The organism is Lacisediminimonas sp. (genome assembly GCF_030645335.1).
GTDB lineage: Bacteria > Pseudomonadota > Gammaproteobacteria > Burkholderiales > Burkholderiaceae_D > Lacisediminimonas.
On record NZ_JAUSNH010000082.1, the window covers coordinates 1 to 7,899 of the forward strand.

At 65.2% G+C, this 7,899-nt stretch carries 6 protein-coding genes and 1 pseudogene; 1 reads left to right on the forward strand and 6 read right to left on the reverse strand.

Features of this window, described 5'->3' with window-relative positions; translation table 11 throughout:
• A pseudogene (locus tag Q7T64_RS05880) lies at positions 1-307 on the reverse strand (glycosyltransferase family 1 protein); the annotation flags it as partial.
• Between the two features lie 295 nt (positions 308-602).
• On the opposite strand from Q7T64_RS05880, the gene Q7T64_RS05885 reads away from it, so the two are divergent.
• On the forward strand, positions 603-1,247 hold the full coding sequence (locus tag Q7T64_RS05885) for a methyltransferase domain-containing protein (protein ID WP_304792728.1): 645 nt from the start codon (positions 603-605) through the stop codon (positions 1,245-1,247).
• A gap of 48 nt (positions 1,248-1,295) precedes the next feature.
• Here the strand turns inward: Q7T64_RS05885 and Q7T64_RS05890 are convergent, their stop codons facing one another.
• The 5 genes from Q7T64_RS05890 to Q7T64_RS05910 all read right to left on the reverse strand — a co-directional run.
• Entirely contained in the window at positions 1,296-2,024 is a 729-nt protein-coding gene (locus Q7T64_RS05890) for a polysaccharide deacetylase family protein (RefSeq protein ID WP_304792712.1), read from the reverse strand.
• Positions 2,025-2,041: 17 nt separating this feature from the next.
• Positions 2,042-3,289, reverse strand: coding sequence for a glycosyltransferase family 4 protein (locus Q7T64_RS05895; protein ID WP_304792716.1), 1,248 nt, complete (start codon positions 3,287-3,289; stop codon positions 2,042-2,044).
• A 191-nt stretch (positions 3,290-3,480) separates the two neighbouring features.
• Positions 3,481-4,347: a glycosyltransferase family 2 protein gene (locus Q7T64_RS05900; protein WP_304792719.1), complete on the reverse strand. Its 867-nt coding sequence runs from the start codon at positions 4,345-4,347 to the stop codon at positions 3,481-3,483.
• Complete coding sequence (locus Q7T64_RS05905) at positions 4,314-6,500, reverse strand: glycosyltransferase (RefSeq protein WP_304792722.1); 2,187 nt, start codon at positions 6,498-6,500, stop codon at positions 4,314-4,316. The genes Q7T64_RS05900 and Q7T64_RS05905 overlap by 34 nt, the downstream gene beginning before the upstream one ends.
• 7 nt (positions 6,501-6,507) lie before the next feature.
• On the reverse strand, positions 6,508-7,899 hold a 1,392-nt coding region (locus tag Q7T64_RS05910), incomplete at its 5' end, for an oligosaccharide flippase family protein (protein ID WP_304792725.1).

Genomic DNA, 7,899 nt, shown 5'->3' on the forward strand with positions numbered 1-7,899 from the left:
GGACTACGGCGATCATGAGACGTGCTGCCGTCCAGTACAGCGATGGCGAGATCAGCGGGAAGGTGTTGTGGACATGGATCACGTCCGGTTTTTCCAGCGAGCAAACCTGTTCCATTTCCAGGGCGGTGCGGCGCGACCAGATGGCGGAAGTGACCGCGGTGCCGGGGTGCTGCAGCAGTTCGTCGTTGTGGCGCCGGTAGGTCGTGACTTCGTGGCCGCGCTCCCGCAGCAGGGAGATCTCGGCGTCGACCACGACGTCTTCGCCGCCGCGCTGTTGGTATGCATTGTGTGCAATCAGGATTTTCATGGGGCGCCGCGTGGTTGGGGAGTCGGGTCGCGTTTTGCTGCTGTGCTTCGCGGCAGGAGTTCATTGAACATCGGCCAAACATGCGCCGTCATGACGCTCGTCAATCCCGTGCATGTGATGCAACAGGCGCTTGGTGCTGCTCAACAGAACCGTATTTGCCAAACCGACGCTCGCCGTGCAAGGGGTTTGCTTTGTGCTGACACAAGATGCGATGGCAGCCGCAGCGGGAAGATCGGTTCATGACATTTGCCTTTGCGGCAGGTGCGGCATTGAACAGGAGACCCGGGTGAAACTGATGGATGCGCAACTGGTGCAGGACCCGCACGAAGCAGGATTGCGCGAACGCATCGTGCAGCGGCAAAGGCAGCGCCTGTCCCGGGCCTTCCAGTCGTTTCACGCGGAGGGCGGCGGCGGTAGCGTGCTGGCGGTGTGCGGACGTGAACGGCATCGCGGCCAGCCGATGATCGCCGGCGACGCCGCCGGCCCCATTGTGGTGACCTGTGCGCTGGAGTTGCAAGTACAGGGCGATGGCCGCAGCCGGTACAGACGAAGCGACGGCCGTCATCTTTCGTATGGCGATGGCGAGTTCGACTGGGTCTGCTGCGATGACGTGCTGGAACATGCCGGCGGCTTCATGCAACAGTTCGCCCTGTTGAAGGAAATGAGCCGGGTGGCCGCCAAGGGGCTGTTCGTGGCCACCGCCAACCGGCGCTATCCGATTGACCTGGATTCCGGCCTGCCCTTGCTGCACTGGCTGCCAACGCCGGTATGGCACCGCCTGACCGGGCAAAAGAGCGGGCAGGGACGACACTTGCTGAGCGCCGGCGCGCTGATGACGATGGCCAGCCTGTTGCCGGGCAAGCACGTGATCGACATCGGGCATGTGCGCCTGGCTGGTCCCAAGGCGAATTTCTTCATGATGATCCGCAAGCCGCAGTAGGGTGGCGGCAGGGGAGGCGGCAACAGGGGAGGCGGCAACAGAAGCGACTCAATAGCAGAGCGCTGCCAGTCTCCCGTTGTCCACCCTTTGCGCCTTGGGCAACCGTCCGGCGACCCGTGCCAGGAATGCGTCAAGCTCGTCCCAGGCGTTGGCCTGCCCGATATCGCGCGAGTGTCCCCACAGGTGGAACACGCCACCGGTTTCGCAGGCGTAATCGAACATGGCGTTGATGCGCTCGATCCAGTTCTCATGCCGCATCGCCAGCCGCAGCAGCTCTGTCCTCTTGCTCCATGCGCCGCCGCGGATGAAATTGCGCAGATAGACGTTACGGGCATGGGGATGGAACTGGCAGGCTGTCGGCATCTCGAAGGGATTGTCGCCGGTGTCCAGGCACAGGTTCATGGTGGTCCGGGCGTAGCTGAAGCCGGCGGTCTGCACCATCCCGATATCGCGCGCGCCATATTTCCCGCCGGGATAGCAGAATCCGGCCACGCGGTGGCCGAGCAACTGCTCAAGTTGCGCCTTGCCTTCGCTGATCTGGGCATGGGCGTCATCGACTGTCAGCGTCTTCAGGAAGCAGTGGTCAAGCGTATGCGAGCCAATCTCGAATTCCCGGTCCAGCGCCCGGATCTCCGTGGGCCGCAGGACTGGATGCCCTTCGCGGTTGCGCACCGGTATGTAAAAAGTCGCGGCAATGCCGTGGCGCTGCAATAGTTCAGCTGTTCGCATGTCGCTCGGATGGCCATCGTCGATCGAGCAGCTGAACAGGGTGGTCATGACGCGGCCTCCGGCATTCAGGAGGACGATCGCTGGCCGGGCGAGCGACTGGCCGGCATGACGCGATCATCCAGGCTGCGCGTGCTGCCGTCTGCAAAGCGGCGGTCGGCCAGGCGCTCCACGACCGTGGCGCCGCGCCCCTTTTTGCGCGGGCTGCCGTCCTGCTCGCTGTCACGCGAACGCGCCAGCGAACAGGCGTCGACCACACCGGCGGCGGCATGGTCGAATGTATAGTTGCTGACCAGCTCCAGGCTGCGCCGCGAAAACCCATGCCACATCGACTCGTCGGTCAGCAGCCGGACCGCGCGGTCGGCCCATTGCGTGACGTCGAGTTCGCGCACAAAGCCATTCTCGCCATCGCGCACCAGTTCGTCGACCACGCCGGCATAGGGCGAAATGATGACCGGCAGCCCCGCTGCGCAGGCTTCATTGACGACCACGCCCCAGACGTCGGCCAGCGTCGGGAACAGGAACATCGACGCGGACTGGTATAGCTGCGGCAAATCGCCCTGGGCGGCGAAACCGTGGAACACGGCCTCGACCAGGCCGGCATGCTCGGCGGCGGTTTGCCTGGTCTGCTGCTCCAGGCTGCCGGAGCCGGCAAACAGGATCCGTGTCCGGCGTCCGAGGCGGCGCGCCGTTTCGACCGCCACATCCAGCGCAAACAAGGGGCTTTTTCCCGGCTCCATGCGGCTGCAAAAGATGAAATCGAATGGCTTGTCGCGCAGGCCGGGCGGCGGCGTGAAAGCGGCATTGTTGGCGCATAGCGGCGACAGGAAGCAGCGCTCGGCGTCGATGCCGTAGCTCATGTAAAGACGCTTGCCGCCAAGGCTGGCGGACAGGAAGGCGGCCGAGCGCGCGAACACGAAGCGCCGCACGATGCGGTGAACGACGGAAAGTGCGCGCTCGGAAACGTCTGTGCCGTCCGTCATCGGAATATGCGGTATGCGCTTGAATGCCGTGTACAGGAAGGCATACAGGTGGGTCGGATTGAAGCCGTCCGTGACGATCACATCGGCGTTGGCGGCTTTCAGGGCCGGCAGCACCTCAATATTGTTGTGGATATAGCGCTCGCCGGCAGCGACGAAGCGCTCCGGCAGGAAGGTATGCGAGAACTCGAACGGCGGCAGGTCCCAGAAGCGGTTTGGCTCGCGGCGGGAGCAGAAGATGACATGCAAGTCCACGCCAGGCGTGCCGGCAATCCGGTTATACATCGGCACGCGATAGGGCGGCGGGGTATTGGCGACGACAACGATTTTTAGCATCGGTACTCTCTGGTTTGGAATCCGCCGGGACAATCGCCTGGCACGGTCTGCGGCGCGCAGGGCGCCATCACGATCAGCCTTTGTCTGCCCTCAATGCCTGATGGCGGTGGTTCGAGTTTATGGAATGATTGCTTGCCGGTTTTGCGTAGCGACAGAATCAGCGGCGATTGCGCCACCGGGCTTGCGCCGCCTCATTGATGCCGGCGCCGCCAGTTGCGCCAGCCGTCTAGCCGCCCGCGCATGACGGCAATGCCGTGCGCGAAATCCGGCCCCAGCGATCCCTTCAGCAGCGGCCGCACGACTGGCGCGATCAGGCCGCGCGCAATCACCCAGGCTGACAAGCCGTGTTTGGCGTACAAGGCGCCGGTACCGCGCGCGCGGCTGCGCGCCGCCAGCCGTGCCTGCACGGTCGCTGCCGGCTGGCCGGGCACGAATGCGTGGTGTACCTCGCCGGCAGGCTCGACCACGATGCGCGCCTGGTCGCGCAATGCGCGCATCACCAGGTCGGTCTCTTCGCCGGCGCCGAACCACTGGCCCACGCCCAGCCGCGCATCGAAGCCGCCGATCGCTTCGAACAGATCGCGCCGAATGAACAGCGTGATCGAGGCAACCGGTACGTCGCGAAACGCGGCGGAGCGCGACCATGACAGTGTCGGGGCAATCACCGGCAACTCGCCTTGCTCGACCCAGCGGATGATCACGCCGTCGGGACGGTCGGCGCCCGCCATGCGCGAGCGCAGCACCGGGACCAGCCTGGCGCCGTACCAGCAATCGTCGTCGGGAAATCCCAGCCATTGGCCGCGCGCCTGCTCTACGCCGCGGTTGCGGGCAGCAGCCAGGTTGGGTGGAGAGTGATGCAGGTGACGCACATCGAGTCCCCTGGCGCGGGCATGCCGGATCGGCTCGTCCAGCCGGCGGTCCAGGTTCTGGTCGATCACGATCACTTCGACGCCGGCACAGTCTTGCGCTGCCAGCGAGTCGAAAAATCGGACCAGTTCGCTGCTGCGGCCGACAGTGGCCAATATCAGTGAGAGCTCGGGTGCTTGCTTGGCGTGCATGGTGGGTTCCCGGCAGTGTGGCTTGGTGTGTGGCTCAGTGTCTGGCTGCGCATTTCGGCCTGCGCCCGGAGGCGCCGCACGGCATGGCGCAAGTGGTGCAGCAGCCGCGCCAGCGGCTCCTTGCCTGCGTGCGACAGGCGCACTTGCATGTCTTCCTCCATGGCAGCGAGCCGGTTTCGGGTGGACAGGCTGCCGGAATGTTCGCGGAAAGCGGCCAGCGCGCGATCCATCTGCACCGGCTCGGCCATCTGCGACAGCTTCAGCCAGAGGTCGTAATCCATGGCATAGCGCAGTTGCTCGTCGAACCCGCCGGCGCGCTGCATCAGCGCGCGCCGCACAAAGGTGGCCGGATGCGGAATGAAATTCCCGCGCAGCAGCCGATCCGGGCTATAGCGTGGAGCGACATATCCTTCCGGCAGAAGCTTGCCGCCAAGGTCGCGCATGGTGCGCCCGAACAGCCAGTCGCGATTGCTTTGCTGCAGTTCGCGCGCGACCGTGGCCAGTACATCCGGCGCAAGGTAGTAGTCGTCCGAATGCAGGTGGGCGATGACATCGCCGCTGGCGGCCCGGATTCCGGCGTTCATGGCGCGGCTGATGCCGCCCTGGACGTTTTCCAGCAGGCGATACGGACGCTGCAGCGCCTTGATCTGCGCCAGCGTGTCGTCGGTCGAGCCGCCATCGACAAAGATCATTTCGACATGCGCATGGTCCTGCATCAGGATCGACTCGATCGCCGCCGGCAGCCAGGCGGCGCTGTTCCAGGTGCAGGTGATGATCGAAAACGACAAGGGCGCCTGCGTGCGGATCGATGGTGAAGCTGGCCCTGGCCTGGCCGACTGGCCTGATGCGTGGCTGGGGCTTTCATTGACCGTGCGTGCCGTCCTTTCCGTCAGCGGGCCGGGCGGGCGGCGATAGATGTCGAGCAATTCGCGTACCGCCCGGTCCACCCCGCCGGCGGCATCGGGCGGATAGGCATAGTCCGGATGCGGCTGGAATTGCAGCAGGGCGTCTACCAGGCCGGGCAACTCCTGGAATAGCCGCAATTGCCCGGCGCCGCAGGCATGGCGCGCCAGTTCCGGCGTGCCGCCGCGTGCCAGTGCAAAGGTGGTCTTGCCCAGCGCCAGCGCTTCCAGGATCGTGGTGGCGCAGGGTTCTTCCCAGACCGATGGCACGATGATGGCGTCGGCAGCGGCCGCCATCGCCAGCGTTGCTTGCTGGTCGCACCAGCCGACGAAGCTGATGCGTTCGCTGGCAAAGGCTTGCCGCAGGCGCGCCTCGTCGCTGCCGTCGCCGGCAATGCGCAGCCGGAAGTGGGCAGGCAGGCGCGGCGCCAGTTCCTGCAACAGCGCTTCGATGCCTTTTGCCGGATAGAGCTTGGCGGCGACGAACAGTTCGACCGTGCCCTTGCCGATGCCGGCGGCGGCGTCATCCTTGCTGCGGCCGGGCGGATTTTTGTCGGCGCTGCGATCGCGGCGAACCTGCAGCAGGCGCTGTTCGTCGATGAAATTGTGCAGTGTCATGCCCCACTGCTGCTGGCCCATGCTGCGGGCGAAATTTTTCCTGAGCATGTCGGACACGAAAATGGTCTTGTGGCGGCGAAAGGCGTCGGCGACTTCGTTGCGGTAGATCCGCACTGCCGCCCCCGACACGATGCGCTGGACGCGGTTGGGATTTTCGGTCTTGCAGCCGGCGCAGGCGCGCGGATCGGTTTCGACGCAGATATTCCCGCGCACGAAGCGCGTATTGAGCAGGCAATCGCTGCCCTGGTCATGCCGGGTCTGGATGAAATTGATGTGGCGCGGGATGTAGCGCGCCACATTCGGCACATGGCCGTGGTAGTGGATCGCGTCATAGTCCGCTGCGCGGCGCAGGATGATGCGGGCGAAGCGACGTGCAATGGCGCTGCGGCGCGGCGGCATGAAGACACCCAGCGCCACTTCTTTCCAGCCGGCGATATGGCCGTCGAGCTCGGCAAAGAAGCGGCCCCCGAACTTCCCTTCCTCGCCGGCGACCTCGATCGGATGCAGGCGCGCCCCCATGAAGTCGACCTGGTGACCGGCGCGCACCAGCGCGCGCGCCAGCGTCAGCGCATGCTTGGCCAGGCCGCCCATGCTGGGGTAGGGTACATCCTCGCTGACGATCAGGATCCGCATGTCGTCCTCAGGAGACCAGGCGGCGCGCCACCGACAGCATGGCGGCGCGCTCGTCGATGTTGGCGATGAATACGATATAGGCCGCGCCCAGTGAGGTCAGTCCGATCACGGTGGCCGCAATCGTGCCGGCGACGCCGCCTGGCAACAGCATGGTGACCGGATAGACCGCGCCGAACACCAGCAAGCCGACCATTGCGCTGCGTCCCCAGCCCAGCTGGACCGAGTCGGAAAACGAGAACGGCACGGTGCGGCCATGCACGTACAGCAGGAAGCTGGCCCCGAGCACGAGCGTGGCGATCAGGTGGCCGACGGTGGCGCCGACGATGCCCGACAGCAGGCAGCCGGCATACACCAGCGACACCCCGACCACGGCGCGCACCAGCGCAAAGCGGCCGGTAATGCGCGGGTGGCCCAGCGCGTCGTTGACCAGCGAGGGAATATTGGTCAGTGAATCGACCATCATGGCGAGCGTCATCAACACCAGCACCGGATAGCCGGCAGCGACGAATTCCTCGCCGACCCACTGGCGCAGGAATTCCTCGCCCGCCAGCACGATGGTGCCCAGTGCAATCAGGTTGATATAGGTAATGTGCCGCATCGCGCCAAAGTAGATGATGCGCAATTCACCGAGCCGGTTGGTGGCCGCCAGCGCCGATGCACGCGGATAGATCACGCTGGAGAGCCGGTAAGTCAGGCCCAGGATGCGCCCGGCCAGCGTGGCCGGTACGGTATAGAAGGCCAGCGCCACCGGGCCGGCGAGCGAGCCGATGATCAGCTTGTCGCCGTGCTGGTGCAGCGTGGACGCCAGCTTGCTCAGGTAGGCGTAGGCGGAGAACGAGGTCATGCCGCGCCGCACCGCCGGCCCCGGCCAGCAAATGCCCATGTCGAGCTTGAACGAGTGCAGCAGCCAGACCAGGTAAGCGACATTGAGGATGGAAACGCCGATGCGCACCGCAATCACGCCGGCAATGCCGCCACCGGCGATGGCCACCAGTACGGATGCGACGCTGACGGCGATGCCGAAAAATGCCTCGCTCTGCGCCGAACGGTCGTAGCGCTGCAAGGCTTGCGGCACCGTGATCAGGTAGTTCTGCACCTGGGTCACGGCAAAGCCCACCGCGCCGATCTGCAGCGCCAGTACCGTGTCCGCATGCAGCGATGCCGACACGGTAAAGAACTGGTCCAGCAACCAGCCCGCCGACAGGAAAATGGCCAGTCCGCCGACTGCGCCCAGCGCACCATAGAACATGGCGCCAAACCAGAAGGTTTCGGCAAAGCGGCGGCGCTCGCCGGCGGCGTGCGATTCAGCCAGGTATTTGATGGCGCCGGCCGAGAGGTTGACGTCGAGCACGCCGAAATAGCCGATCACGGAGCCGATCAGGGTGACGATGCCGAAGCC